Origin of the sequence: Flavobacterium sp. (assembly GCF_031363805.1) — a bacterium.
GTDB lineage: Bacteria > Bacteroidota > Bacteroidia > Flavobacteriales > Flavobacteriaceae > Flavobacterium.
Map to the genome: position 1 here is coordinate 1 of NZ_JANLVD010000241.1, position 25,879 is coordinate 25,879.

The 25,879-nt window shown below is 32.3% G+C and carries 22 protein-coding genes; 14 read left to right on the top strand and 8 right to left on the bottom strand.

The features are described 5' to 3' along the window. The 8 genes from RMN92_RS12500 to RMN92_RS12535 form a co-directional block, all read left to right on the top strand. The coding region (locus tag RMN92_RS12500) for an ATP-binding cassette domain-containing protein (protein WP_309609773.1) at positions 1–846 on the top strand (846 nt) is incomplete at its 5' end. A 77-nt stretch (positions 847–923) separates the two neighbouring features. Further along, complete coding sequence (locus tag RMN92_RS12505; protein WP_309609774.1) at positions 924–2,228, top strand: ABC transporter permease; 1,305 nt, start codon at positions 924–926, stop codon at positions 2,226–2,228. Positions 2,229–2,296: 68 nt separating this feature from the next. Further along, positions 2,297–3,460 carry a sigma-54 dependent transcriptional regulator gene (locus RMN92_RS12510; RefSeq protein WP_309609775.1) on the top strand — a complete coding sequence of 388 codons (1,164 nt, stop codon included), beginning with the start codon at positions 2,297–2,299 and terminating at the stop codon, positions 3,458–3,460. Between the two features lie 79 nt (positions 3,461–3,539). Then, the gene (locus tag RMN92_RS12515) at positions 3,540–4,175 is read left to right on the top strand and encodes a DEAD/DEAH box helicase (protein WP_309609776.1); all 636 of its coding nucleotides are present in this window, start codon (positions 3,540–3,542) and stop codon (positions 4,173–4,175) included. Positions 4,176–4,193: 18 nt separating this feature from the next. Then, on the top strand, positions 4,194–4,412 hold the full coding sequence (locus tag RMN92_RS12520) for a putative signal transducing protein (protein ID WP_309609777.1): 219 nt from the start codon (positions 4,194–4,196) through the stop codon (positions 4,410–4,412). Between the two features lie 201 nt (positions 4,413–4,613). After that, positions 4,614–6,248 (top strand): ABC-F family ATP-binding cassette domain-containing protein, encoded by a 1,635-nt coding sequence (locus RMN92_RS12525; protein WP_309609778.1) that lies wholly within the window; start codon positions 4,614–4,616, stop codon positions 6,246–6,248. 475 nt (positions 6,249–6,723) lie between these two features. Continuing rightward, positions 6,724–7,980, top strand: a complete 1,257-nt coding sequence (locus RMN92_RS12530) for a hypothetical protein (protein WP_309609779.1) — start codon at positions 6,724–6,726, stop codon at positions 7,978–7,980. 372 nt (positions 7,981–8,352) lie between these two features. Beyond that, positions 8,353–8,901, top strand: coding sequence for an REP-associated tyrosine transposase (locus RMN92_RS12535; protein WP_309609780.1), 549 nt, complete (start codon positions 8,353–8,355; stop codon positions 8,899–8,901). Positions 8,902–9,011: 110 nt separating this feature from the next. Here the strand turns inward: RMN92_RS12535 and RMN92_RS12540 are convergent, their stop codons facing one another. Beyond that, complete coding sequence (locus RMN92_RS12540; RefSeq protein WP_309609781.1) at positions 9,012–9,854, bottom strand: DUF6929 family protein; 843 nt, start codon at positions 9,852–9,854, stop codon at positions 9,012–9,014. A gap of 113 nt (positions 9,855–9,967) precedes the next feature. Here RMN92_RS12540 and RMN92_RS12545 point away from each other — a divergent pair, with 113 nt between their 5' ends. Beyond that, positions 9,968–10,843: a PPK2 family polyphosphate kinase gene (locus RMN92_RS12545; RefSeq protein WP_309609782.1), complete on the top strand. Its 876-nt coding sequence runs from the start codon at positions 9,968–9,970 to the stop codon at positions 10,841–10,843. Positions 10,844–10,851: 8 nt separating this feature from the next. On the opposite strand, the gene RMN92_RS12550 is transcribed toward RMN92_RS12545, so the two are convergent. Both RMN92_RS12550 and RMN92_RS12555 read right to left on the bottom strand, forming a co-directional pair. Next, positions 10,852–11,337 carry a hypothetical protein gene (locus RMN92_RS12550; protein ID WP_309609783.1) on the bottom strand — a complete coding sequence of 162 codons (486 nt, stop codon included), beginning with the start codon at positions 11,335–11,337 and terminating at the stop codon, positions 10,852–10,854. A gap of 127 nt (positions 11,338–11,464) precedes the next feature. Continuing rightward, positions 11,465–12,010 carry a hypothetical protein gene (locus RMN92_RS12555; protein WP_309609784.1) on the bottom strand — a complete coding sequence of 182 codons (546 nt, stop codon included), beginning with the start codon at positions 12,008–12,010 and terminating at the stop codon, positions 11,465–11,467. 457 nt (positions 12,011–12,467) lie between these two features. Here RMN92_RS12555 and RMN92_RS12560 point away from each other — a divergent pair, with 457 nt between their 5' ends. Together RMN92_RS12560 and RMN92_RS12565 are read left to right on the top strand one after the other, a co-directional pair. Further along, complete coding sequence (locus RMN92_RS12560) at positions 12,468–13,844, top strand: MATE family efflux transporter (RefSeq protein ID WP_309609785.1); 1,377 nt, start codon at positions 12,468–12,470, stop codon at positions 13,842–13,844. Between the two features lie 7 nt (positions 13,845–13,851). Then, entirely contained in the window at positions 13,852–14,082 is a 231-nt protein-coding gene (locus tag RMN92_RS12565; RefSeq protein ID WP_309609786.1) for a hypothetical protein, read from the top strand. Positions 14,083–14,084: 2 nt separating this feature from the next. On the opposite strand, the gene meaB is transcribed toward RMN92_RS12565, so the two are convergent. Beyond that, positions 14,085–15,173: a methylmalonyl Co-A mutase-associated GTPase MeaB gene (meaB, locus tag RMN92_RS12570; protein WP_309609787.1), complete on the bottom strand. Its 1,089-nt coding sequence runs from the start codon at positions 15,171–15,173 to the stop codon at positions 14,085–14,087. Positions 15,174–15,697: 524 nt separating this feature from the next. Continuing rightward, on the bottom strand, positions 15,698–16,183 hold the full coding sequence (locus RMN92_RS12575; protein WP_309609788.1) for a hypothetical protein: 486 nt from the start codon (positions 16,181–16,183) through the stop codon (positions 15,698–15,700). A 209-nt stretch (positions 16,184–16,392) separates the two neighbouring features. On the opposite strand from RMN92_RS12575, the gene RMN92_RS12580 reads away from it, so the two are divergent. The 3 genes from RMN92_RS12580 to RMN92_RS12590 all read left to right on the top strand — a co-directional run bounded on the left by RMN92_RS12580 (position 16,393) and on the right by RMN92_RS12590 (position 21,420). Continuing rightward, positions 16,393–17,793: an FAD-linked oxidase C-terminal domain-containing protein gene (locus RMN92_RS12580; protein WP_309609789.1), complete on the top strand. Its 1,401-nt coding sequence runs from the start codon at positions 16,393–16,395 to the stop codon at positions 17,791–17,793. 138 nt (positions 17,794–17,931) lie between these two features. Next, entirely contained in the window at positions 17,932–19,788 is a 1,857-nt protein-coding gene (locus RMN92_RS12585) for a DUF1800 family protein (RefSeq protein WP_309609790.1), read from the top strand. A gap of 18 nt (positions 19,789–19,806) precedes the next feature. Next, complete coding sequence (locus tag RMN92_RS12590) at positions 19,807–21,420, top strand: DUF1501 domain-containing protein (RefSeq protein WP_309609791.1); 1,614 nt, start codon at positions 19,807–19,809, stop codon at positions 21,418–21,420. An 81-nt stretch (positions 21,421–21,501) separates the two neighbouring features. Here the strand turns inward: RMN92_RS12590 and RMN92_RS12595 are convergent, their stop codons facing one another. From RMN92_RS12595 to secA, 3 genes are all read right to left on the bottom strand, one after another. Continuing rightward, entirely contained in the window at positions 21,502–21,891 is a 390-nt protein-coding gene (locus RMN92_RS12595; RefSeq protein ID WP_309609792.1) for a hypothetical protein, read from the bottom strand. Between the two features lie 41 nt (positions 21,892–21,932). Beyond that, positions 21,933–22,376 (bottom strand): DoxX family protein, encoded by a 444-nt coding sequence (locus RMN92_RS12600; RefSeq protein WP_309609793.1) that lies wholly within the window; start codon positions 22,374–22,376, stop codon positions 21,933–21,935. 337 nt (positions 22,377–22,713) lie between these two features. Next, positions 22,714–25,879: preprotein translocase subunit SecA (secA, locus tag RMN92_RS12605; protein ID WP_309609794.1), on the bottom strand; the 3,166-nt coding region annotated here is incomplete at its 5' end.

Genomic DNA, 25,879 nt, shown 5'->3' on the forward strand with positions numbered 1-25,879 from the left:
CAAGTTCCAAATGGCAGTATTTATGGACTTTTGGGCCCAAATGGTGCTGGAAAAACCACATTAATTAGAATTATCAATCAAATAACGATGCCAGATTCTGGAGAGGTTTTATTAGATGGTAAAAAACTATCTCCAAATGATGTCCAATATATAGGATACATGCCAGAAGAGCGTGGTTTATACAAAACTATGAAAGTTGGCGAACAGTGTTTGTATCTGGCACAATTAAAAGGCATGTCTAAAGCCGATGCGCAAAAACAGCTTAAATATTGGTTTGAAAAATTTGAAATTGAAGGCTGGTGGAACAAAAAAATTCAAGAACTTTCCAAAGGAATGGCGCAAAAAATACAATTTATTGTTACTATTTTGCACCAACCAAAACTGTTGATTCTTGATGAACCTTTCTCTGGTTTCGATCCTGTAAACGCCAATTTGATTAAAGACGAAATTATTGAACTTAATAAAAAAGGAACTTCTATTATTTTTTCTACACATCGTATGGAAAGTGTCGAAGAAATGTGTGATTACATTGCATTACTACACCAATCAAACAAACTCATTGAAGGAAGACTTGAGGATGTTAAAAGACAATATCGCACCCATAAATTTCAAGTAGGCATAATTACTGACAATGTAGAAGGTTTAATGTACGATTTAACCCAAAAATTTACTGTTGGTCAAACGGAATTTAAATCATTAAACAATGATTTAAAGCTTGAAATCGATTTAGGAAAATCTACTCAAAACGAATTGTTGCAAACTTTGATTAACCGTGGACAAGTAACCCATTTTGCAGAGAGCATACCTACAGTAAGCGATATTTTTATTCAAACAGTAACTAAATAGATTATTCGATTGTTAGATTTTTCGATTTTTCGAATATCTAAAAATCTTATATCTAAAAATCTTATATCTAAAATCCTATGAGCATATTATCACTTATTATAAAAAGAGAATTTATTGCCAAAGTTCGCAATAAATCTTTCATTGTCATGACATTTTTAAGTCCATTGCTATTTGTAGGAGTTGGATTTTTGGTTGGATTTTTAGCCAATATGAATAAAGATGAAGTCACAAAAATTGCCATTCATGACGAATCTGGAATTTTAAAAACAGATTTCAAAAATTCCAAGGAAACGGTTTATATCGATTTGTCTAAAATGTCTTTAAAAGCAGCCAAAGACACTGCTTCAAAAAATTATTCCGGTTTAATTTTTGTACCAAAGGTTGCCAACGTTCAAGAACTGATTGCCAAGGTCGAATACATTTCGGACGAAAGTCCAAGCATGGAATTCATTATGAAAATGGAAAATGTCATTGATAATGAACTTACCAAAAGTAATCTCAAAGAATTAGGATTTGATGCTGATAAAATTGAAAATTCGAAAGTTAACTCAAATATTAAATTAAAAAACTTTTCAGGAAAAGATGGTTTTAAATTGCTCAACATCATTAAAATTTTTGTAGGTGGCATTTTCGGTTATTTAATTATGATGTTTATTGTAATATATGGCAATTTTGTCATGCGAAGTGTTATTGAAGAAAAAACTTCTCGAATTATCGAAATTATTATTTCTTCTGTAAAACCATACCAATTGATGATGGGAAAAATTATCGGAAATTCACTTGCGGGTATTTTGCAATTTTCTATATGGGCAATTGTAGGTGCCGCTTTATTGATATCTGCTTCAATGTTTTTTGGTATAGAATCAGGTGCTCACACGGCAATTAATCCTGAAATGATTGGGACATTTGAGAAGCAGTTTGGTTTTTCACTACAACAGTTATTAATTGAAATAAAAGGTCTGCCACTCGCCACATTAATCATTTGTTTTATCATTTATTTCATTGGAGGCTACTTTCTATACAGTTCTTTTTATGCCGCCATCGGTGCGGCAGTAGATTCAGAAACAGATTCGCAACAATTTCTTTTGCCTATAATTATGCCATTGGTTTTAGGTGTTTATATTGGATTTTTTACAGTTATTAATGATCCGCACGGAACAGTTGCTACAGTTTTTTCGATATTTCCACTTACATCACCCATTGTCATGCTGATGAGAATTCCGTTTGGTGTTCCACTCTGGCAACTTATTTTATCAATATCAATTTTATTTGGTACATTTTTAGGTGTGGTTTGGTTTGCTTCAAAAATATACAGAGTTGGAATTCTAATGTATGGCAAAAAACCAACATGGAAAGAATTGTACAAATGGCTTAAATATTAATTTAAGTGGCAAAGTTTCAAAGTTTTTCCTTTAAAACTTTGTAACTTTGCACCTCTGAAACAAAAAAAATGAGCAAAATTCTAATCATCGAAGACGAACCAGCCATTCGTCGTGTTCTTACCAAAATTCTTACCGAAGAAAGCGATACCTACAAAGTTGACGAAGCAGAAGACGGAATTAAAGGTCTTGAAAAGATAAAAAACGAAGATTACGATTTGGTTCTCTGCGATATTAAAATGCCAAAAATGGATGGTGTTGAGGTTTTGGAAGCTGCCAAAAAGCTGAAACCAGAAATTCAAATGGTTATGATTTCGGGTCATGGAGATCTAGAAACCGCTGTAAATACGATGCGTCTTGGTGCTTTTGACTATATTTCGAAACCACCAGATTTAAATAGATTATTAAATACTGTTCGAAACGCACTCGACAAGAAACAATTGGTAGTGGAAAACAAAATCTTGAAAAAGAAAGTGTCTAAAAACTACGAAATGATTGGGAAGAGCCAACCCATCAATCATATTAAAGAAATGATTGAAAAAGTAGCGCTTACGGAAGCAAGAGTTTTAATCACTGGACCAAATGGAACAGGAAAGGAACTTGTAGCACATCAATTGCATGAAAAAAGTGAGCGTTGCAATGCTCCAATTATCGAAGTAAATTGCGCCGCAATTCCTTCAGAACTTATTGAAAGTGAATTATTTGGACACGTGAAAGGCGCTTTTACATCGGCCATAAAAGATCGTGCAGGAAAATTTGAAGCTGCCGATGGTGGTACTATTTTTTTAGACGAAATTGGCGATATGAGTCTTTCTGCGCAAGCCAAAGTTTTGAGAGCTTTACAAGAAAATTTAATTCAAAGAGTAGGAGCAGACAAAGATATTAAAGTCAATGTTCGTGTGGTTGCGGCAACCAATAAAGATCTAAAATTGGAAATAGCCGAAGGTCGTTTTCGCGAAGATTTGTACCACCGTTTAGCAGTCATTTTGATAAAAGTGCCAGCATTGAACGACCGTAGAGACGATATTCCATTACTAATTGAATATTTTTCTGATAAAATTGCATCAGAACAAGGCAATGCAATTAAAAAATTCTCAAAACAAGCCATACAATTATTGCAAGAATACGATTGGACAGGAAATATTCGCGAATTAAGAAATGTAGTCGAAAGATTAATTATTCTTGGAGGAAACGAAATTTCTGAAAACGATGTGAAGCTCTTTGCGAGTAAGTAAATTAGACAAAAGGCAAAAGCCATAAGTCTAAAATAATTTAAAAAACTAATGGCTTTTTGCCTTTTGCCTAATTACTAAGATGAACTTAAAAAAAATAAATCCCAATCTCCAAAAAGCATTAATTGAAAACGGTTTAACCGATGCCAATGAAATCCAACAAGAAACATTTAGCACCATAAAAAGTGGCGCAGATGCTGTTGTAGTTGCGCCAAAAGGGTCGGGTAAATCGACAACGATAATTATTAATGTCATTCAACGCATGGAGAAATCTATGGGTGAAAGTACCAGAGCATTAATTATTGTAGAAAATAAAGAACGCGTTTTAGAAATGGAGGAAATGTTTCTTAAATATGCCAATTACCATGATTTGAGTATTTTGGGAGTGCATGACAAAGGCGATATTGATTATGATAAAAATATTATTTCATTGGGATTGGATGTGCTTATTGGGACACCAAATAGAATAAATGCTTTGTTTGCTTCTGCGGGTTTCAACATCAGTACTGTTAAAATGTTTGTGGTAGATGATTGTGATATTCTTTTTAGAATAAGAATGGACGCTGTTATTCACAGATTGTCAAATAGTATCGAAAAAACGCAACGCCTTTTTTTTACTACAGATTTAACCGAAAGGGTAGAATCTTTGGCAGATAAAATAATGATTGAGCCATTGTTTTTTGAAATGGGTGAGGAAGAGAATGAAAACGAAGATTAATTTAAAATAAACAATAAAATGGGTTTAATGAAAGTATTCTCCGGAAGTGAAATTTTAGCACAAGCATTACAAGCTAAATTAGAAGTAGCAGATGTGGCAAGCTCCACAAAAAATAATATACAATCAGGTCGATTGGCGGGTTTTGGAACTGCCGACCAAGCAGTTGAAGTTTTTATTCAAGAAACTGATTTTGCCAAAGCAAATCCTGTGATTGAAGAGTTTAGAATGAGTATTTAAAATTGTAAATATTATTATTGTCATTTCGATGAAGGAGAAATCTCATGACTTTTATTAATAAGTCCATAAGATTTCTCCTTCGTAGAAATGACAATTTTGAAAAAATTCAAATTGTAAAATCCCCTAATTAATCTATCTTTGCACCTTCAAAAAATCGATTGTCTAAAAATTTAGTAATCGAAAAATCTAATAATCCAAAAAATGATTACAATCAACGATATTTCCGTACAATTTGGCGGAACCACTTTATTTAGCGATGTTTCTTTTGCTATCAACGAAAATGATAAAATTGCTTTGATGGGCAAAAATGGTGCTGGAAAATCTACCTTATTAAAAATAATTTCGGGTCAGGCCAAACCATCAACAGGGAATATTTCAGCACCAAAAGATGCAATTATTGCCTACTTGCCACAACATTTATTGACTACCGATGGCGCCACGGTTATGGAAGAAACTTCAAAAGCTTTCGGCGAAGTTTTTGCCATGAAAGCCGAAATAGACCATATCAACGAACAGTTAACCGTTCGTACCGATTATGAAAGCGACGATTATATGAAACTCATCGAAAGGGTTTCTGACCTGAGCGAGAAATTTTATGCTATCGAAGAAATCAATTATGAAGCCGAAGTCGAAAAAATTTTAACCGGTTTAGGATTCATGCGTGAAGATTTTTCGCGACAAACATCCGAATTTTCTGGAGGCTGGAGAATGCGAATTGAACTGGCAAAAATCCTCTTGCAAAAACCAGATTTGATTTTGCTGGATGAGCCAACAAACCACATGGATATAGAAAGCATCCAGTGGCTGGAAGATTTCTTAATCAATTCCGCCAAAGCCGTTGTGGTTATCTCGCATGACAAAACATTTGTCGATAGTATTACCAATCGTACTATTGAAGTTACGATGGGAAGAATTTACGACTACAAAGCCAAATACACACACTATCTCGAACTTCGAAAAGACCGTCGCATGCACCAGCAAAAAGCATACGATGAACAGCAAAGAATGATTGCCGACAATCAGACTTTTATCGATCGTTTTAAAGGGACGTTTTCAAAAACCGATGCGGTGCAATCTCGCGTTAAAATGCTGGAAAAACTAACTATTGTTCAGGTCGATGAAGTCGATACATCGGCACTGAAACTAAAATTTCCGCCAGCCATTCGGTCAGGAAATTATCCTGTTATTGTAAAGGATATGACAAAATCATATGGCGACAATATCATTTTTAAAGATGCCAATATTGTCATAGAACGCGGACAAAAAGTAGCCTTTGTAGGCAAAAATGGCGAAGGAAAGTCCACAATGATTAAAGCTATTATGAAACAACTGGAAATCAATTCTGGTTCGGTAGAAATTGGTCATAATGCTCAAATTGGTTATTTTGCCCAAAATCAAGCGTCACTTTTAGACGAAAATGCTACTATTTTTGAAACTATCGATGATATTGCCGTGGGCGATGTGCGTACCAAAATCAAAGACATTCTCGGTGCTTTTATGTTTCATGGTGACGATGTGACCAAGAAAGTAAAAGTACTTTCCGGTGGCGAAAAAACCCGTCTGGCGATGATAAAACTATTGCTGGAACCTGTCAATTTATTAATTCTTGATGAGCCTTCCAACCATTTGGATATGAAAACCAAAGACATCATCAAAGATGCCCTTCGCGATTTCGACGGAACATTAATTCTCGTTTCCCACGATCGTGATTTCCTCGACGGTCTGGCAACCAAAGTGTTCGAATTTGGCAACAAACGCGTCAAAGAACATTTCGAAGATATTACCGGTTTCTTAAAAAACAAGAAAATGGAAAGCATGCGCGAGATAGATAAATAGGCTTTTTTATATTTGGGCATTCCCCAGCAATTAAAAAAATCTCGTTCGTTCCTCACTTCCATTTTTTTAATTCCTGCGTCGGGCTTTCGGCTTTATCTGTCATTGCGAGGAAGCATCTCAATACAATTTCATAATTCCAGACTCGCAATAACAGGATACCGCCTTAATCCCTAATGCGAGGAACATTGTTTTAAATAGAGTAAATACAATTTAGATAGATTTAATTTTTAAGGAAAGGACACCCCGAAATGTTTAAAAATAACCCCCATCAATTTAAAAATAATATCCTATTATTTGAATCAAAATTAAATTAACTCACTTCAACAACGTGTTGAAAATCCACAAAAATGCAATTTAGTTTTTTAAATGAAAAACTATGACGTTAGCTTTTTTTTAGCTAGCTTTGCTCCCAAAATTTATTCAAATTTAATTAATTTTAATCCCTAAATTGTTTTCCTAAATTCATAAAAATCAGATGATACCAACTATAAAATTCTTAAAATTCTTAAAGTTCACATTACTTATATTTATTTCTTCTCTTTTTATTAATTGCTCCAAAGATGACGAAACTAAAACCACGGCTTCATCAGAAAAAAATATAACCTCTTTTGTCATTCCAAATATCGAAACTAGCATCAATCAAGCTGAAAATAAAATAACGATTTTTGTTCCTGCAAGCACAACTAGTCTTTATTTTGGTGTCACTATAACATTATCGAATGGAGCAAGATTGAATAATTACTCTTTAAATACTTCTATTGATTTTACTACTCCCGTTGAATTTGTTGTTGTTGCTCTAGATGGAACTAGTAAAAAATATACGACTCAAATTGTAAAACAAGATGGAATAAAATTTTTTAAATTAAAAGTAATCAATCCTTTTTTTGAAGATCGTTTTGGTGTCATTAACATTCAAAACAAAACAATTACAGTAGATGTCCCTAAAGATCTTATATCAGGATTTCAACAATCTATTAGAACTATTGAATTTGAAATAACACCTGGTTGCACCACAAATATAGTGAGTGGAAGTGTTGTTGATATAAACAATCCACAAGATTTAATTCTAGCAAAAAGCGATGGTACTATTGAAACTTATGATGTGAAGATTAGAAATTATGAAAACAATCTGAGAGTGTTTGTTTTTCCATCTACTAGTTTTACCACAAGTGCGATTACTTTATTTGCCTATCCAGCATCCAATTATCCATTGAGTTTAACTGTTGGACTTGAACCTAGTGATTTAATTGTTAGAACTTTAATTACCGAAGATGTTTCAAATGTAATTCCAAAAAGCATCAGTGTCTCAATTAATTCAACGGTGAGTCCAAATCCTACAAATCCTCAAAATTTTAATCAAGATGTTGTTTATACATTAACTTCAGAAGCGGGACAAGCTCGAAATATAAAAGTTAGAGTTTTAAAAGAAAAAATAATATTTAGTGCATCTGCTAATCAGTTAAACGGTGTTACAGCGGGTGGAGGTGCTTTTTTTTATTATGTAGGAATTAGTAAAATTACAGGGATTAAATTTATAAAAGAAAATACTTCCGAAGAAATTACTGGCTCAATTTTTCAAAATTATATCCACAATAATACAAGTAATAATACCGATGAATATTATTTAAATTATGGCGTTCCAACTACTACATTACCTGGTATTTATAATTTGAAAGTAACTCTTGAAAACGGTGAAACACTCAATACTTATTATAGAATATCTGTAAGTTAGTTTTTTATCATGTTATCCGATAAAATTGTAAAAACCAACAATAATCTCCTCTACACTGTGTTTTGAAAAATATGTTGCTCTGACGTCTCCTAAAAAAACTTGACACATTTCTATAATTCAAATAGATATGGAAACAGAAAAAAGGAATACAAAATTTCAAATTATTTTGAACAAACAGATGAGCATTTCACTTATGAAATCGCAATCAAAAGGTGGCTTATTCTTGAGTTTATACAAAATAACGACCAGTCTTCTCAATAAAGTTTTTATTCCAACCTAAAAGCGTCAAATTCCACCCTTAAAGCCTCGCGAGCGCGAGCGTCTCGCTCGTGCCCACAAACAAATTCAAAATTAAATTAGTATTTTTACTTTATGAGTAGAAAATATAAATTTGCAGAAAAAGATGGTGCTTATTTTATTAGTTTCTCAACAGTATATTGGATAGATGTGTTTACCAGAGATGATTATTTTTGTTGTATTATCGAATCGTTGGATTATTGCAGAAAGAACAAGGGTATGGAAATTTATGGTTATTGTATCATGCCAAGTCATATTCATTTAATTTTTAGGTCAACTTTAGGAGACCCATCGGGACTGATAAGAGATTTTAAGGGTTTTACTTCTAGAAAAATCATGAAAATAATTGAGGAATATCCTCAAGAAAGCAGAAGAGAATGGATGCTTTGGATGTTTGAAAGAGCAGGTAAAAAAAATAGCAATGTCGATTTTAGACAGTTTTGGCAACAAAATAATAAGCCAATCGAAATTTGGTCATTAAAAGTATTTGAGCAAAAATTAAACTATATTCACAATAATCCTATTGAAACTGGCTTTGTAACCGATGCTGTAGATTGGAAATATAGTAGTGCAAGAAATTACAGCAACAATGATCATAATATTTTAGAAATTGATTTGAATTGATTCTCTTAGCGGGCACTAGCGAGACGCTAGCGCTAGCGGAGAAAAACAGAATACGCTTACTATTAAAAAGTAATAAATCAATAATAGTTTTAAATTTCTCATAATTTAAATTATTTGGTTAAAGTAAGCTTATAAATAGTAGATTCTAAATCTTCTGAATCATTATCTTCACATAGTAAAAATATAATTTTAGATTCCGTTTTTTGATACAAAGTCAGTCCTTCAAATTTATGGGTGTTTGATATTTGTTGTGTAAAATCGATTTTAAATGTTTCAATATCCATACAACCTATAAGGCTTCCCAGAACATCGCCATCATCGTATGTCGAAACAGTATCTTCGGCACAAGCGAGAAAATAAATTGTATTTTCAATCAAAATAGCATCGGTAAATGTAGCTTCAACATGCTCTATTTTTGGAAGTTGAACAGATTGAAATTGTACTTCAAAATCTCCTGCTTGAAATTGATTTTTATCCTTGAAATTAATTTTAAAAATACCATTTTTAGAATTCGTTCCATTGCCTCGTTGCAATAAATACAAATTTTTGTTATCATAAAAAGCGCCTTCTATGTTTAAATCATTGTCTGAAATATCCCCTATTTTTTTAATTTCTTGATACAATGCTGACAAATCATTTTCTTGAACTGTATTATTTTCAAGATTGAAAATAATTTTTTTGTTTCTATTTTCTGTGGATCCTGATCCAAAAATGTGCAGTTCATTTCCTTTTAAGGCAATGGATTCAAAGTCTGGTTTTAGTTTTTTTAAAATATTTTGCGATGTGTTTTCAATTAATGTATATTTTGATAAATGATTGTTTTGCAGTTGATACTGGTATAAAAAACCAGAATTATCACTTATAATATAGAGTGAATTGTTATGCAGAACAATTCCTGAGGCAGCTCCAATGCCTGTAATTTTTAAAAATGCCGTAAGTTGAAATTTTTCCATAAATTAGCAAATAAGTTTAGCCCTGATAGAGCCGATATCCTCGTGGAGTAAAACGGAACGAGATAAAGGCGAAAGCAGGAATAGCTCCAAAAAACAAATATAAAACTAAAAACATGAAATCTATAAATACTGATGATTTTAAAGTTGTTGATAAAATTGTATTGACAAAATTGCCTACAGAATTACAAATTGATTCCGATGATGATGAAAAAGAAGCCAAGTTGGACAAAATCCAAGAAAAGTTAAGTGAGTGGCAAGATGTGATGTATGCGCACAACAAATACAGCGTTTTGATTTGTTTGCAAGGAATGGATACTTGCGGAAAAGACAGTTTAATTCGCGAAGTTTTTAAAGAATTTAATCCTCGTGGTGTTGAGGTGCATAGTTTTAAAACACCAAATTCGACCGAGTTGGAACATGATTATTTGTGGCGTCATTATTTGGCATTGCCAGAAAAAGGGAAATTTGCAGTTTTTAATAGAACACATTATGAAAATGTATTGGTTACCAGAGTGCATCCTGAATATATTTTGAGTGAAAATTTGCCAACAATCACTAAAATAGAAGATATAAAACCCCAATTTTGGGAAGATAGATTTGAACAAATTAATAATTTCGAAAAACACATTACACAAAATGGAACTGTAGTCTTGAAGTTTTTTTTCCATATGAGCAAGGATGAACAACGCAAAAGGTTGCTTCGTCGTTTAGAAAATGAAGAGCACCATTGGAAATTTTCGCCTGGCGATTTGAAAGAACGTGAACGCTGGGATGATTATATGAAATACTACGAAGAAGCAATTAATAAAACGTCGAAGCCAAATGCACCATGGTTTATAGTTCCTGCCGATGATAAGGAAATGGCTCGCGTTATTGTTGCTCAAATTATTTGGCAAGAAATGCAAAAATTAACTGATGTGAAAGAACCGGAATTGGACGAAAAAGTAAAGGCTAATTTTGCTGAATTTAGAAAACAGTTGGAAGAATAACTATAAAATTATAGCTTGTATCCATAAGCAAATCGTATAGAAACTTGTCCAGCATCGAACTTATTGTAGTTTTCGTAGCGTAAACTTACATCGATATGTTTGGTTGCGACACCTATTCCTGGAGCCCAAAGAAACGAAGTTCCCATTCCAGATTTTATGCCAATGGCAGCGCCGACTTCGCCCAAAACATAAAATTGGTCACCAAAAAAAGATTTAAAACCAATTTTTGCAGGTACAAATCCTAATCCTTTTACTTCATTATCAAATAAATGAGTGTAGCCAGTCGTTGCCGCTAAAGATGTTTTTAAAGAAATGTCATATTGTAAGCGACCATCCAAACCCAAACTAAAATCGAAAGTATCAGTAAGTGAAATGCCACCATTGAAACCAAAACCAAGACGAAAATCGCCAGCTTTTTTTTGTGCATTTGCTTGATTGATAAATAAGCTAAAAATCGATATGGATAGAAAACAAATTTGTTTGAAATTTTTCATTATATTTTTTTTGTTACTGTATAAACTTTAAAAAAGCCAGTATTATTATGTTAGACGCTATTTTTTTATTTAATCAAAAAAAAACGCACTGATTTTCAGTACGTTTTTATAAAAGTATGTTTTTACTTTATAGTTCAAATCCATAAGCAACTCTTAAAGATAGTTGACCAAAACCTTTCCCTATAGTTCCATTGTCATTTAATTTTGCAAAATCCGAGTAGTGTTCGTAACGCACACTTAAATCGATATACTTAGTAGCGTAACCAATACTTGGAGCCAATAATAATGAAGTTTTGTCATAGTTATTTGTTACTGCAAATGCAGCTCCACCTTCTCCCATAACATAAAATTGGTCGTTCCAAACGAAAGCTTTAAAACCTAATTTTGCTGGTATAAAACCTAAATCGTTATTTTTTCCGTCTACAAATAAGTTTGTAAAACCTGTAGTTAATGTTAATGAATATCTTTTTGAAAGATCATATTGCAATCTTGCATCTGCGCCTAAACCCAATCCGTATGGTTCATCAAATACATAACCTCCAGTTACACCAATTCCTAGTCTGAAGCTTTGATCATAATTTTCAGTAGTTGAATCTTGTGCATTTGTGTTGTTTGCAAAAAATACTGTAATTGCGAATACTAATAATGTTGTAATGTTTTTTGTAATCTTCATAATCTAAATTTTAATTATTTTAATAAATTTTTAAAATTCTTTTATGCAATTTTATACTATATTAATTGTTAAAAGAACAATGCAAATTTATTGTCATAATCGTTGGTAGGGCTTACACAATTTCAAATTTTTGTTATAAAATTTGTTATGATTATTAATTCCACTCACAAATAAGTTCGACTTTAAAGAACCTGTAATTTTTATATATTTTAGAAAAAAACTTGAATGATTAATTTCTTGATTTTATGAATGATACTCATCATCATTAAGAAAATAAGATTTTGATTTTTTTGAAATCAGCCTTGTCTAAATTATTTGATAATGATGCTTTTTAAATCTACACCAATATAAATACTCCTTCATTTTACTTACCCAATAGCGGTAAGCAGTAAAATATTATAAAAATAATAGTGATTTGTCATATTTAACTATATATTTTTGTAGAAATTTTTAAATCATGAACTTTTCAACCTACACCAAAGAATTTTCTGAAAATATAAAATTAGCATATCCAGTTATTTTAGGAATGTTAGGACATACTTTGATTGGAATTGTTGACAATATTATGGTGGGAAAATTGGGTTCCACAGAATTGGCAGCAGTATCTTTGGGCAATAGTTTTATTTTTATTGGTATGTCTTTGGGAATAGGTTTTTCAACCGCTATTACACCTATTATTGCAGAAGCTGATGCTGAAAATGATGATAAAAAAATTCGCTCCACTTTTCATCATGGGCTTTTGTTATGTACTATTTTGGGGATTTCCCTTTTTTCAATCATAGTTTTGTCAAAGCCAATTATGTATTTGATGCACCAACCAAAAGAGGTGGTTGATCTGGCAAATCCATACATTGATTGGGTAGCTTTTTCGCTCATTCCAGTCATTATTTACCAAGGATACAAACAATTTGCAGATGGATTATCGCTCACCAAATATTCTATGTATGCCATTTTTATGGCAAATGTCGTGCACATTTTTTTTAATTATGTATTGATTTATGGAGTTTGGATTTTTCCAAAACTGGGCATTTTGGGCGCTGGTTTAGGAACAGTTATTTCAAGAATTATGATGGTGGTTTTCATGCATTACATGCTAAAATATAATAAGAATATAAATAAATATTTCAATGATTTTAGTTTTAAACAAATCAAAAAATCAATGATTAAAAAAATTGTAAACTTAGGTTTTCCATCTGCCATGCAAATGTTGTTTGAAGTAGCGCTTTTTACAGCCGCTATTTGGCTTTCAGGTTCTATTGGAAAAACCAGCCAAGCAGCCAATCAAATTGCACTCACTTTGGCGACCATGACATTTATGTTTGCCATGGGATTGAGCGTCACGGCAATGATTCGTGTAAGCAATCAAAAAGGGTTAAATGATTATAAAAAATTGGTTGTTGTAGCAAGATCTATATTTTTATTGGCCATTATTTTAGAAATTTTATTCGCTTTATTTTTCATAGTTTTTCATAATTATTTGCCTCATTTATTTTTAAACATGGAAAATAGTCATCAAGCATTAGACAATCAGGAAGTTATTGTTATTGCTGCAAAATTACTTTTGGTGGCGGCAGTTTTTCAAATTTCCGATGGTATTCAAGTCGTGGTTTTAGGCGCACTTCGTGGTTTGCAGGATGTAAAAATCCCTATGTACATTACTTTTGTAGCCTATTGGATTGTAGGTTTTCCTATATCTTACTATTTGGGTTTGTATACCAATATGAAAGCCACTGGAATTTGGATAGGATTGTTGGCTGGACTAACAGTTGCCGCATTATTTTTGTATATTCGCTTCAATAATTTGACAAAAAAACTCATAATTTATAACTCATAATTTTAAAATGGAATTACCAAAATTTTTACTAGGCGACAATACAGATTTTCCAGACGATATTTTTATCATTCACCTTGATTATCCACGATTTATCATCAATTTAAAAGACGATGAAGTGGAGTTTATGGAAGAAGCTGAAGATCTAGATGAAGCAGAATTAAATGCCGAAATGGAAACCTTAATAGAGCAAGCCAACTCTTTTTATGACAGGGAAATGGAACTTTATGAAAAAGAGTAAATTTATTCTTTAAAATATTTTTTCAATAATAATTGTGCAGCTGCAAACGGTGAAATTTCATCATTTGCAACTGCTTTTTTATTTTTATATAATAATTTTTCGATTTCAAGATCATTATAAAAATTAGATTTTAATTGCTCATTGATGGTTTCCATCATCCAAAACTGATTTTGATTTTTTCTTTTTTCAAAAAAATAATGATTTGATTTGGTAAGTGTTTCAAAATCAGAAATGGTTTTCCAAACATTGGCAATTCCTTCGTGTGTTATGGCACTGCAAGTTGAAGTAGTTGGGTTCCATCCCGATTTTTTAGCAGGAAATAAATGCAAAGCTCTGTTAAATTCTGTTTTTGCCAAATTCGCTTTGGTAACATTATCTCCATCGGCTTTATTAATTACAATAGCATCTGCCATTTCCATAATGCCACGCTTTATGCCTTGCAATTCATCTCCAGCACCAGAAATTTTCAGTAACAAAAAAAAATCCACCATACTATGAACCGCGGTTTCGCTTTGCCCAACACCAACAGTTTCAATGATAATCGTATCGAAACCAGCCGCTTCGCAAAGTATAATTGTTTCACGAGTTTTTCTGGCTACTCCACCCAAAGTTTCGCCCGAAGCACTTGGTCGAATAAAAGCATTTTCGTCTTTTACCAATTCTTCCATTCGGGTTTTATCGCCTAGAATACTGCCATGAGAAATTGTGCTACTTGGATCAACTGCCAATACAGCAACTTTCTTACCAAGTGAAGTTAAATGTTTACCAAAAGCTTCAATAAATGTACTTTTTCCCACGCCAGGAACGCCAGTAATTCCTATTCGAATCGATTTATTGGCATGAGGCAAACAGGCAGCAATAACTTCATTGGCTTTTGCCAAATGCTCCGTATTGGTACTTTCAATCAAAGTAATTGCACGACTCAAAGCAACCTTATCAGATTTTAAAATACCGTCTGTTAGGTCTTTGGAACTTGGTTGGATTTTTCTATAACGAATGATTTCTGCTACCGATGATGCACTTAAAATATCAGGAGCAGTTATGCCTTCTCTTTCATGAAGTGCTGAATGTTTTTTTGATGTATTTTTCAATGATGGTAAGTATTCGTCATAACAAATTTAAATAAAAAACAGGACTAAAAATATTTTTGTTAAAATTGATTACTTATTAACGGTATTAATTTATTTTTTATTTCTTTAAAATTCACTTATCAAAGTATTTTTTCCACTAAATTAAATAGGTTAATTTTAATTTTAATAGCGCTAAATAATTTTAAAACAATATTTTACGTTAAATATGCGTTACAACAAATCTTTTTTTTTGATTAAAGTTAATTTCTATTATTCTAAGACAAATAACATTGGATTAAAAAAAAACTGATTTGTTTCAATTTAAAAAAGAGAGATATTTAAATAGACTTATTTCAACTAAATTAATAAACTTCCTGATTACGTGTTTGAATTAAGTTTTTGAGTTTAAAAATAATAAACCAACTAAAACCACTCATAAATGAAGACAAAAATTACGCGGCGTGATTTGTTTACGTCTATCTTAGGTAAAATTAAATCACAAGATAAAAAAGATCCTTTATTTGAAAAGTATTCTCGAAAAATTTTTAAGCCAAGGGTTTATCAAAAAAATATCGACCAGTCTCATATTGATCCGAGCAATATCCTTTATCTGTCAAGTCTTTAGCCACTTTTGCATTTCGTTTTCCAGAGCAAGTAATTATTGGCATTGAGTCCAATAGGCTTTGATTAGAAAAGCAGTCAGAAGGTAAGAATTCTTCAGACAATGAACTTACAAAACATCTAAAAGCTTCTGACAATTGGTTAAGCCGATTAGAAAAACCAGCATATGAGCCCAATTTTGGAAACCATTCAAGCAAATAATCACAAGCATATTTGTGAATATGTTTAACACTAAATCGTTGTTCTTCTTGAACCGAAAATAGATAAATTGTCATAATCTCTTGGTCTGTTAAATCTTGTTTATCGTTATTACTGAAACGTTCACAGGTATATTTTAAATCTTTTTCAAATCTGTCACAGATTATTGAGTAGATTTTTATTAATTTTAAGGCTTTAGTCTGATTAATCATATATTTAAAAGTGCGTTGAATACACTTTAAATATACAGATTTTCAGACTATTAAACTAATTATTTGAAAGATATTTCTTTCTTTTTTATGCTTTTTTTCAACCCTTGATTCGCATAATCACTAAATACAAATATCGCCTAGGGAGAAATTCAATTTTAATTTTTTTTCTAGGCTATATTATTTACTTTTACTTTCTCAACTTTATTATCATGTTTTTAACTCCTGAAGCACTCCAAGAGCTTACAAAAATTGTTGGTCAAAATTATATTTTTACAGATCAAGAAACGCGTAATCATTACGGTCACGATGAAACCGAAGATTACGTTTTTCCGCCCAATGTAGTTTTAAAACCTGCTAATGCAGAAGAAATTTCAGAAATTTTAAAAATTGCCAACAAATATAAAATTCCAACCACGCCAATTGGAGGAAGAACAGGGTTGAGCGGCGGTGCATTATCAGTTCATGAAGGAATTGGACTTTCTACTGAACGGTTAAATAAAATCTTAGAAATAGATGTGCAAAATTTACAAGTCATTTTAGAACCAGCCGTAATAACCCAAGTTTTGCGTGAAGCAGTGGCGGAAAAAGGATTGTTTTATCCACCAGATCCAAGTAGTCAAGGCAGTTGTTGGATAGGAGGGAATGTTGCCGAAAATGCTGGTGGCGCTCGTGCAGTTAAATATGGTGTAACCAAAGATTATGTTTTGAATCTTGAAGTAGTTTTGCCCAATGGTGAAATTATTTGGACAGGAGCCAACACGCTCAAAAATTCTACAGGATACAATTTAACACAATTAATGGTTGGTAGCGAAGGTACACTCGGCGTGATTACCAAAATTGTCATGAAATTGTTGCCCAAAGTTTCTCATAATGTTTTAATGTTAGTCCCATTTTATAGAGCCAGTCAAGCTTGCGAAGCTGTTTCTGCTATTTTTAGAGCAGGAATTATTCCAAGTGCTTTGGAATTTATGGAACGCGATGCGATAGATTGGACCTTGAAATATAACCACAATATTTCGGTAGTTGTAAAAGATCAAGTTCAAGCGCACTTACTGATTGAAGTAGATGGGAATTATCCAGAAATTTTGATGCAAGAAGCCGAAAAAATTATGAAAGTTGTGGAAGAATTTGAAATTGATGAGATTTTATTTGCTGATACTGATGATCAAAAAAATGCACTTTGGAAAATGAGACGATCCGTTGCCGAAGCAGTAAAATCCAATTCAGTTTATAAGGAAGAAGACACCGTTGTGCCAAGATTTGAATTACCAAAACTACTAGAAGGAATAAAAAGAATTGGTAATAAATACGGATTCAAATCTGTATGTTATGGTCACGCTGGCGATGGAAATCTGCACGTCAACATTATAAAAGGCAATATGACCGACGAGAATTGGAACATTGAAGTTACTAAGGGTATTCGTGAAATATTTGAGTTGACAATTTCGTTAAAAGGTACTTTATCAGGTGAACATGGTATTGGTTTTGTGCAAAAAAATTACATGAATATTGCATTCACCAGTTCACATTTATTAATAATGAAGAATATTAAGAAAGTTTTTGATCCAAATAATATTTTAAATCCTGGAAAAATTTTCCCTGACTATTAGTATTTATTGGATGTTAACTTTATCAAAATTAATCGTCATAAAATATTGAAAAAGAAACAATTGGTTCCCAAATGTTAAATATTTATTTTGTAATACTTTTTTCTTAAATTAGACGTTTATTTTCAAATATAAAAAGTTATGGCAAATACTACTACACTAACCAGACGAGCATTATTTAAAAAATTAATACATGAGATTTCAAAAAATGCTCAAGAAATTGACCCTTTATTTGAAAAATATTCAAGAAAAATATATAATGGTCGAAGATATTCTTCACTCAACTATAAAAATAAATTAAAGTATAAGGATACGAAAGATGCGCCACAAGAACTTGAGCGTATTGGTATCATTAACAGTGGACTCAATCCATACACTGGCGCTTGGACTGTTTCGCAAGCCATTCATTTACTAAGAAGAACAGGTTTTGGTCATAAAAAAGCAGATGTTGATACTTTATTGGGATTGTCTCTAAACAATGCAGTAAATTTGATTCTCAATGTTAATGCTACGCCACCATCGCCACCAATCAACTATTACAATAATATAGAACCAGATGAAAATGGACTTCCGTATGGAGCCGATTGGACTAATAATGCATTTAATAGTGATGATATTGGCAACGATTCAAATGGTTACAGAACGGCTTCATTAGCTGCTTGGTCACTAGGTTTGGCATTAAACCAAGACATTACTATTAGAGAAAAAATGACTCTTTTTTGGTATCATTTTATTCCAATAGATTTCGAATTTGTAAAACAATCTTCTAATAGATATGCCAATACAAATTCTGCTAGAATTTGCTATAAATACATGAAAATGTTTCGTGATAAAGGCACAGGAAACTATAAATCATTAATTAGAGAAATGGCAACACAACCAGCCATGATGTTCTATTTGAATAACCAAGCCAATTCAAAAACTGCTCCAGATGAAAATTTCGCTAGAGAAATTATGGAACTTTTTACACTTGGAAAAGATGTAACCAATATTTATTCGCAAGCAGATGTTGTGCTTGCTGCAAAAGTGTTGACAGGTTGGAGAGTTCAAAATTTAAACACCACGAACGAAGTAACCAATTTTGTTGCCGACAAACATGATGAAAGTACCAAGTCATTCTCATCTTATTTTAGTGGTACTGTAATTCCAAATTCTGGTGCTGCAGAATTAGATTTATTTATAGATATGATTTTTGCAAAATCAAAAACTGTATCAGAATATATTTGTAGAAGATTGTATCGTTTTTTCGTTTATTATGATATTGATGACAATGTGGAAGCCAATGTAATAGTTCCATTGGCACAATTTTTAGTAAATAGCAATTGGGAAATTTTGCCAGTGCTAGACAAATTATTCAAAAGTGAACACTTTTATGATATGGCCAACAAAGGAGTTTATATAAAAAGTCCATTTGATTTGATTATTGGAACCATGAGAACATTTGATGTTAACATTAATGTATCAGATCCTACAAATTATGAAGCACAATATGAACTTTGGAACACATTTAATTATGTTATGGGCGATATGGAACAAGCCATGGGTCGTATTCCTAATGTGGCTGGTTGGCAAGCATTTTATCAAAAACCATCATTTCATGAATATTGGATTAATTCAAATTCAATTCAACGCAGATATGGTTTGGTGGAAGGCATGCTATACGGATTTGATATTACAAAAAATAATCTAACTACTAGAATTGAAGCCAAAGCCATAGAATATGTAAAAAAATTTCCAAATTCAATTATTGAAGATCCAAATCTGTTGGTGGATGAATGTATAAAATATTTACTTCCAATAGATTTAAGCCCTTCGCAAAAAAATATCTTAAAATCTCAAACATTATTGTCAAATCAAGCATCAGATTATTATTGGAGAGGAGCTTGGAATACTTACTTAGCAGATACAAATAATGTTGATAATACCAATATTGTAAAAAATCGTTTGAGAAGTTTATTACTCACCATAGTTCAATATGCTGAATATCAGTTAATGTAATCTTTAATTATTTAAAAAATGGAAAGAAGAAAATTTTTAAAGTCAACAGCCCTTATATCAGCACCACTACTATTTAATCAAATTCCTGTGATGGCTTCATCGCAATTGGATAGTAAAAGTTTGGAAATATTGGGATCAGCAGCAGCTGAATGTGGAAAAATATTAGTGATCGTTCAAATGAATGGAGGGAACGACGGTTTAAATACTGTATTTCCAAGAGATCAATGGGGGAAACTTTCGGCCGCTAGGTCAAATATATTAATGAAAGAAACAGATGTTTTACCATTAAATAAAAACCCAGGTGTTGGATTACATCCCGCCATGAAAGAAATGCAAAGTTTGTATAACAATGGTAAATTAATGATAGTTCAAGGCGTTTCCTATCCAAATCCAAGTTATAGCCATTTTAGAGCTACAGATATTTGGTTTACAGGATCAGACAGTGACAAATCATTGACAACTGGTTGGCTAGGACGTTCATTAAATACTATATATCCTGATTTTCCAGCTACTTATCCAAATGTGAATATGCCAGATCCATTGGCCATACAAATTGGATCAACTTTACCTTTTTCTTTGCAAGGACCAACTATTAACATGGCTTATAGTGTGCCAGATCCAGACGATTTGTTAAATGTAATAAATGCCACGCCAGATCCAGCTCCAAATTCTGACTATGGTAAAGAACTTACTTTTTTAAGGTTGATGAAAGACCAGAGTAATAAATATAGAAAAGTGATTCAAGATGCTTACAATAGGCCAAAACCTGTATCAGCACCTTATCCAAACAAAAATGGTTTGGCTGAGCAATTGCAAATTGTAGCAAGACTGATCAATGGAGGTTTAAAAACCCCAATTTATATAGTGAATCATCCAAAAGGTTTTGATAGCCATGAAGACCAAGTTTTAGATTCGGATAGAACCAAAGGGCGTCAAGCGGAAAATTTAAGTATATTATCACAAGCAATTGATGCTTTTCAAAAAGATTTAGAAATAATTGACAAAGATGATTTGGTTACTGGAATGACCTTTAGTGAATTTGGTCGAAGAATAAAAAGTAATGATAGCGCAGGAACAGACCACGGAACAGTAGCGCCAGTTATATTTTTTGGTGCAGCATTGAATACAGGAAAAAGAAATGTACAAGGAACAGCGCATCCTGTTTCTGGAATGATAGGAATATCACCAAAATTGCCTAGTGCTACAGATGTTGATGATGAGCTTGATTTGCAATTTGATTTTAGGCAAATTTATGCTACAATCATGCAAGATTGGCTTTGTATGACGAAATCACAATCAGATCAAGTGCTTGGCAAATCGTTCCAAACTTTACCCATTTTTAACAAAAGGAAGTATAACAATAATGCAGCATACTACGATGATAATTTTATGACAATTTATCCAAATCCTGTAGTCAATAGTTTGATAAATATTCAGTTTAATGATTTTATAAAATCGACTTTAGATATCAGTATTTACAGTATTCAAGGATTTAAAGTATATGGAAATTCTTTTCCTATTGATGGCGATTATTTGAGTTTTACAACCAATACTTATCTTTCTACAGGAACTTATATTTTAGAATTAATTTACAACGAAACTAAATTTATTGAAAAGATAATTGTTTTGTAAAATGTAATTCGTAGATCAAAAAAATAACGCAACATAAATTTTATGTTGCGTTATTTTTTTGAATTTGTTTGGTTTTATTCTTTAATTTGAATTAAACGAAACTAAAACTGAATCAGCATTTTTAAAAGTTGGACTTTGTTCTGTAATACTGGCAACTCTTTTTTTGTTTAGCTTAAGTTTAATATCAGCCTCTGTGGTGAACAATAAAGCGGATAAAAAAGGACTATTCAAATACGGAATTAGTAAAGGAATGGCTTCATTTATAGTATGAATAAAAATTTCTTCTTCAGTTTGGTATTTAAAAGTTAGTGAAAGTTTTAATTCGTCATCTATCAATATTGTTCGAATATAAATATTCATTAATTGTGTATTTCCAATTGTTTTTGCTAGGGTTAATTTTGCAAAGGTTTTATCAATTATGCTTTGTTTAAACAAATTGAAAAAGGTATTGTATGTGTCTGTATTTGGCATTGTGGTATTTTATTTTCAATTATTTTTGAAATCATTACATATTACTTTTTGAATAATTTTGAATCTACACTGTAATTTCCAACTCCTGTAAAAAACAATCCTAGATATATGGTGAAGTAAACAAATGCATCATTAAATTGATAGCCATTTTCGCCTTTATCTAAAATTGACATGGGAAAAACAACAACAAAAATATAAGCCATGCAAAACATTAAAACCAATAAACTAAAGCGAGAAAATAAACCGATTATTAAAAGCAAGCTACAAAATAATTCTGCAAAAATAGTCAAACCCAATGGAATTTTGCCAGACATTCCTAAAAAGCTAATGTTTTTTGCCCAAAAATCTGATGCAGCCATGATTTCGAAATTATTAAATTTTTCGTAACCATAAAATGCCATTAAAACTCCAATAATAATTCGAATAATTAATAAACCTAAATCTAGATTTATAGCATTTACTGAATTTAATAATGTTTTTTTCATTTTTTGTTTGTTTAATTTTAATAAAATTTATTTTTTTGATTATTGAATTAAAATAGATAAATATTATAATAAAAAAATCCTCAAAGAGTTTGAGGATTTCAATTATTAATCTCTTTTTGGATTATTTTTCTTGTCCCGCTTTTCTTCTTTCTTTTCTTTAGCGGTTTTCAAAGGTTCTTTTTTTACTGTTTTCTTTGCATCTTGACTCTTTGCCATGGTTTTATATTTTAGTTAGTTTTATATTCTATTAAAGTAAAGATATTAATTTTTTCCGAAATGAATAATAAAAAATCCTCAACTATTTTCATAATTGAGGATTTAGATATAGATTTAATTTTTATAAATTCTCCAAAATCCATTCGCCTGATGACAATAGATTTTCAGCTTTTTTGAATTTCATGGTTTCAGATTTCCCACTCATAACATGTTTTATAGTTACAGTATCATTTCGGTTAATTTTTGGTTGATCGCGAACTATTGTTTCTGTAACTTGTCTTTGTTGCGTTTGTCCAGCGTCATGATTTCTAGAAGCTTGCTCATCGCTATTTAAAATTTCGTCTTTACTTTCAATATAATTTTCTTTTTGACGAACTTCTCTTGCTTCTTCAATATTGTTGTTTTGATTTGGTAAATCTCCTTTAAACAAAAATGAAATTACTTCTTTATTAATACCATCCAACATTGTTTTAAACAGTCTGAAAGCTTCAAATTTGTAAATAAGCAATGGATCTTTTTGTTCATGAACTGCCAATTGAACAGATTGTTTCATCTCGTCCATTTTACGCAAATGCTTCTTCCAAGCCTCGTCAACAATAGCCAAAGTGATGTTCTTTTCAAAATCGGCAACCAACTGATTCCCTTTCGAATCGTATGCTTTTTTTAAATCGGTAACTACATTCAAAGATTTTTGACCATCAGTAAAAGGAACTATAATACGTTCAAAATTGTTACTCGGATTTTCATAAACATTTCTAATAATAGGGAATGCTTCTTTTGCATCGCGAATATTTTTCTCTGTATAATATTCCGATGCTGCCTTGTATGCTTTTCCAGTCAATTCAATATCCGATAATTTTGAAAATTCTGCCTGTGTAACTGGGGATGTAATGGATAAATTTTTAATTAACTCGAATTCAAAATTTTTGAAATCGCCTGAAGCTTTGTTTTTTTCTACAATGACTTCACAAGTATCGTACATCATATTAGCAATATCCAGTTTTAGGCGTTCTCCGTGCAATGCGTGACGGCGACGTTTGTACACTACTTCACGCTGAGAATTCATTACATCATCATATTCTAACAAACGTTTACGCGTCCCGAAATTATTTTCTTCTACTTTTTTCTGTGCACGTTCAATAGATTTGGTCATCATAGAATGCTGAATTACTTCACCTTCTTTCAAGCCCATTCTATCCATAATTTTGGCCACTCTATCCGAACCAAAAAGGCGCATCAAATTATCTTCCAAAGAAACGTAAAACTGAGAACTTCCAGGATCACCTTGACGACCAGCACGTCCACGCAATTGGCGGTCTACACGACGAGAATCGTGACGTTCTGTACCTACAATAGCCAATCCACCAGCCGCTTTTACTTCTGGCGTTAGCTTAATATCTGTTCCACGACCAGCCATATTGGTTGCAATAGTCACGACGCCAGATTTACCAGCTTCTTCCACGATTTGAGCTTCTTGCTTGTGCATTTTGGCATTCAAAACATTGTGCGGAATATTTCTCATTTTAAGCATTCGACTCAATAATTCTGAAATTTCTACCGATGTTGTACCAATTAAAACTGGTCTTCCAGATTGAGATAATTGTACCACATCTTCAATAACAGCATTAAATTTTTCACGAACAGAACGGTAAATTAAATCTTCTTTGTCAATACGTGACATGCCACGATTGGTAGGAATTTCTACTACGTCCAATTTGTATATTTCCCAAAGTTCGCCAGCTTCTGTAACTGCAGTTCCAGTCATACCAGCCAATTTGCTGTACATTCTGAAATAATTTTGTAAAGTTACAGTGGCATAAGTTTGGGTTGCATCTTCAATTTTTACATTTTCTTTGGCTTCAATGGCTTGATGCAATCCGTCGGAATAACGGCGTCCATCCATTATACGACCAGTTTGCTCATCAACAATTAAAACTTTATTTTCCATTATAACATATTCGGTATCTTTTTCGAATAATGTGTAGGCTTTTAAAAGTTGTGTCAAAGTATGAATTCGTTCACTTTTTACACTAAAATCTTGGAATAATTTCTCTTTTTGCTCTCCTTGTTCTTCAACTGAAAGATTTAATTTTTCTATGCGAGCAATTTCGGTTCCAATATCTGGTAAGATAAAAAAAGTAGGTTCAGTATCTTTGGACATGATTTCGATTCCGCTATCTGTCAATTCCACCTGATTATTTTTTTCTTCGATAACAAAATACAATGCGGCATCTACTTTTGGCATTTCTCTGTTGTTATCAGACATGTATTGGTTCTCGGTTTTTTGCAAAAGTGCTTTTACACCTTCTTCCGATAAAAACTTTATCAAAGCTTTATTTTTTGGTAATGCTCTGTGCGCTCTTAATAACTGAAAACCACCATCTTTTGTATTGCCTTCTTTAATTAAACGTTTGGCTTCAGTAAGAAAACCGTTGGCTAGGTGACGCTGAATGTTTACTAGATTGTCAATTTTTGGTTTCAACTCTGTAAATTCATGACGATCGCCATCAACCACCTGACCGGAAATTATTAATGGTGTTCTGGCATCATCAATTAATACAGAATCGACCTCATCAACAATCGCAAAATTGTGTTTTCTCTGAACCAAATCCTCTGGAGAATGTGCCATATTATCTCGAAGGTAATCGAAACCAAATTCGTTATTTGTTCCGTAAGTGATGTCTGCTTCGTAGGCTTTTCTGCGTGCATCTGAATTGGGTTGGTGCAAATCAATACAATCAACTAACAATCCATGAAATTCAAACAATGGTGCTTTCCAAGCGCTATCTCGTTTTGCTAAATAGTCGTTTACAGTTACCAGATGCACACCGTTTCCAGTTAATGCATTTAAATAGAGTGGAAGTGTAGCTACCAAAGTTTTCCCTTCTCCTGTTTGCATTTCAGAAATTTTTCCTTGGTGCAAAACTACTCCGCCTATAAGCTGAACATCATAATGAATCATGTCCCAAGTTATTTCTTTTCCTGCGGCACTCCAAGAGTTTGCCCAAACGGCAGTATCTCCAACGATGTTGATATATGATTTTGTTGCAGAAAGCTCTCTGTCTTTTGCAGTCGCAGAAACAGTAATTTGTGTATTTTCTTTGAAACGTTTAGCCGTTTCTTTGATTACAGCAAAAGCTTCAGGAAGAATTTCGTTTAATGTTTTTTCAGATATATCGTAAGCTTCTTTGTCTAAAATATCAATTTGCGCATACACATCTTCTCGAGCATCAATATCCTGCAAAGCTTCAACTTCCAGTTTTAAACTTTCAATTTTCGCATCTTTT

Coding starts and splice junctions, on each gene's coding strand:
- RMN92_RS12535 (WP_309609780.1), top strand. CDS start 8,353: ATGAGTAGAAAATATAAATTTGCAGAAAAAGATGGTGCTTATTTTATT.
- RMN92_RS12525 (WP_309609778.1), top strand. CDS start 4,614: ATGATTACAATCAACGATATTTCCGTACAATTTGGCGGAACCACTTTA.
- RMN92_RS12560 (WP_309609785.1), top strand. CDS start 12,468: ATGAACTTTTCAACCTACACCAAAGAATTTTCTGAAAATATAAAATTA.
- RMN92_RS12565 (WP_309609786.1), top strand. CDS start 13,852: ATGGAATTACCAAAATTTTTACTAGGCGACAATACAGATTTTCCAGAC.
- RMN92_RS12550 (WP_309609783.1), bottom strand. CDS start 11,337: ATGAAAAATTTCAAACAAATTTGTTTTCTATCCATATCGATTTTTAGC.
- RMN92_RS12515 (WP_309609776.1), top strand. CDS start 3,540: ATGAACTTAAAAAAAATAAATCCCAATCTCCAAAAAGCATTAATTGAA.
- RMN92_RS12555 (WP_309609784.1), bottom strand. CDS start 12,010: ATGAAGATTACAAAAAACATTACAACATTATTAGTATTCGCAATTACA.
- RMN92_RS12530 (WP_309609779.1), top strand. CDS start 6,724: ATGATACCAACTATAAAATTCTTAAAATTCTTAAAGTTCACATTACTT.
- RMN92_RS12545 (WP_309609782.1), top strand. CDS start 9,968: ATGAAATCTATAAATACTGATGATTTTAAAGTTGTTGATAAAATTGTA.
- RMN92_RS12575 (WP_309609788.1), bottom strand. CDS start 16,183: ATGATTAATCAGACTAAAGCCTTAAAATTAATAAAAATCTACTCAATA.
- RMN92_RS12520 (WP_309609777.1), top strand. CDS start 4,194: ATGGGTTTAATGAAAGTATTCTCCGGAAGTGAAATTTTAGCACAAGCA.
- RMN92_RS12580 (WP_309609789.1), top strand. CDS start 16,393: ATGTTTTTAACTCCTGAAGCACTCCAAGAGCTTACAAAAATTGTTGGT.
- RMN92_RS12600 (WP_309609793.1), bottom strand. CDS start 22,376: ATGAAAAAAACATTATTAAATTCAGTAAATGCTATAAATCTAGATTTA.
- RMN92_RS12540 (WP_309609781.1), bottom strand. CDS start 9,854: ATGGAAAAATTTCAACTTACGGCATTTTTAAAAATTACAGGCATTGGA.
- RMN92_RS12505 (WP_309609774.1), top strand. CDS start 924: ATGAGCATATTATCACTTATTATAAAAAGAGAATTTATTGCCAAAGTT.
- RMN92_RS12590 (WP_309609791.1), top strand. CDS start 19,807: ATGGAAAGAAGAAAATTTTTAAAGTCAACAGCCCTTATATCAGCACCA.
- RMN92_RS12585 (WP_309609790.1), top strand. CDS start 17,932: ATGGCAAATACTACTACACTAACCAGACGAGCATTATTTAAAAAATTA.
- RMN92_RS12595 (WP_309609792.1), bottom strand. CDS start 21,891: ATGCCAAATACAGACACATACAATACCTTTTTCAATTTGTTTAAACAA.
- RMN92_RS12510 (WP_309609775.1), top strand. CDS start 2,297: ATGAGCAAAATTCTAATCATCGAAGACGAACCAGCCATTCGTCGTGTT.